The organism is Amycolatopsis samaneae, from assembly GCF_039541975.1.
In the GTDB taxonomy this organism is placed as follows: Bacteria; Actinomycetota; Actinomycetes; order Mycobacteriales; family Pseudonocardiaceae; genus Amycolatopsis; species Amycolatopsis samaneae.
In genome coordinates, this window is record NZ_BAABHG010000044.1 from 1 (window position 1) to 1608 (window position 1608).

The 1608-nt window shown below is 67.1% G+C and carries 1 protein-coding gene; it reads right to left on the reverse strand.

The annotated features are described in order from the left end of the window. Nucleotides 1-111: 111 nt before the first annotated feature. Nucleotides 112-1179: a methyltransferase gene (locus tag ABD987_RS44475; RefSeq protein ID WP_345409087.1), complete on the reverse strand. Its 1068-nt coding sequence runs from the start codon at nt 1177-1179 to the stop codon at nt 112-114. Nucleotides 1180-1608 lie beyond the last annotated feature (429 nt).

The window sequence follows — 1608 nt, forward strand, 5'->3', positions numbered from 1 at the left end:
GTCACCCATGATTAGTCTCAAATCCATGGCACTTCCTCGTCCGGCACCGGCCATGTCAACGGTCGTTCAGCCCATCGGGGATACCACCAGCGCCGCGCACTCGGCCGAGCGTCACGGCTTGAGCGCCTCGAGAATCACGAAGGGGCTCGGCGTGGAGACGACCTGTTCGACGACGAAGCCCGCATCGCCGAGCAACGCCCGGTACTCACTCTCGGTGCGCTCCCTCCCGCCGAGCAGGCTCACCATGACCAGGTCCATATGCTTGGACGGATGCGGCTCGTCACCGGTGGGCACGACCTGCTCGACGACGATCAGCCGAGCCCCCGCCGCAGCCGCAGCCCAGACCGACCGCAAGATCTCAAGGGCTTTCTCGTCGTTCCAGTCGTGGAGGATCCAGCTCAGCAGGTAGATGTCCGCCTGCGGGACCTCGGTGAAGAAGTCCCCGGCGACCACCTCGACGCGTTCGGTCAGTCGAGCGGCGGTGAGCACCGCATGGGCGGACTCGACGCGGCCGGGGAGGTCGAAGACGATTCCCCGCCGGTCGGGCCGATCGTCGGAGCGCAGTAGTTCGGTGAGGACGGTGCCGTCGCCACCCCCGAGGTCGACGATCAGCTCACCAGACGGAAGCTGGTAGTCGTCGAAGGTCCCTGCGCGCAGGGTCCTGGCGAAGACAGCCATCGCTCGTCCGAACAGCGCAGCCAAGGATGGGTCGGTGGCGACATGATCGAAGTATGGCTTGCCGAAGTACTTCGACGCAGCGGACTGCCCGGTCCGCAAGGTGTGCCGGAGCTCGCCGACGGCCCGATAATGCAGGTGCATCCCGCCCACCGCGATGCCGTGCATCGACCGCGGATGACTCTCGGAGAGAGTTGCGCCGAGCTCGGTGACCGCCACCTTGCCCCCTTCGGTCCGGAATACGCCATACGGCGTGACGGAACGAATCAGACGGGCGAGCACATCGACATCGGATCCGGTGCGCTCCGCCAAGGTCGCGATCGTCTGGGGTCCCTCTTGGTCCAGAATCGTCGCGACACCCGCGTCGGCGAGGACGAACAACGCCTGGGACAGCAGGAACCCGTCCAACAGTTGCGCCATCATTACGGTGGGTGGCACCGGCTGGACCGCGTGTTCGTCGGACATGATGGCGGCGCCTTCCTCCTCATGGGCTTTGATCGTCAAGTCTGTCACCTGCGCCGAAGACCGATGGTGAGGGGGCGGTGATCACGCCGTGGCGGGGTAGCACCGCTGGCGGACGTCCGAGTCGTCGACGTCTCGGACCTGCGCGGCACATTGGGGGCCGCCCAGGCGCACGGGCTCATCGACACCCTGTGCACCGCCGGGCGGTCGCCGACGCCGCTCACCGGCACTGACGCATGGACCACGACACCGGTGGCTACCGCCCCTGCCCGCTGCGCAGCAGCGGGTCAACGCCGCCCACCCCGCAGCGGCGGGGTGGGGTGTCTTCGTCGGCCATTACCGCCCCCAATGCCCTGAGCGTCAGTGGCGAGGGCACCATCGTGCCGGTGCGGACCTGCCTCGGTGTGTCCGCGGCACTGCGCGGACGACCCAGTCTCATCTCCGCTTCACAAATGAAGCAGAGATGAAGCC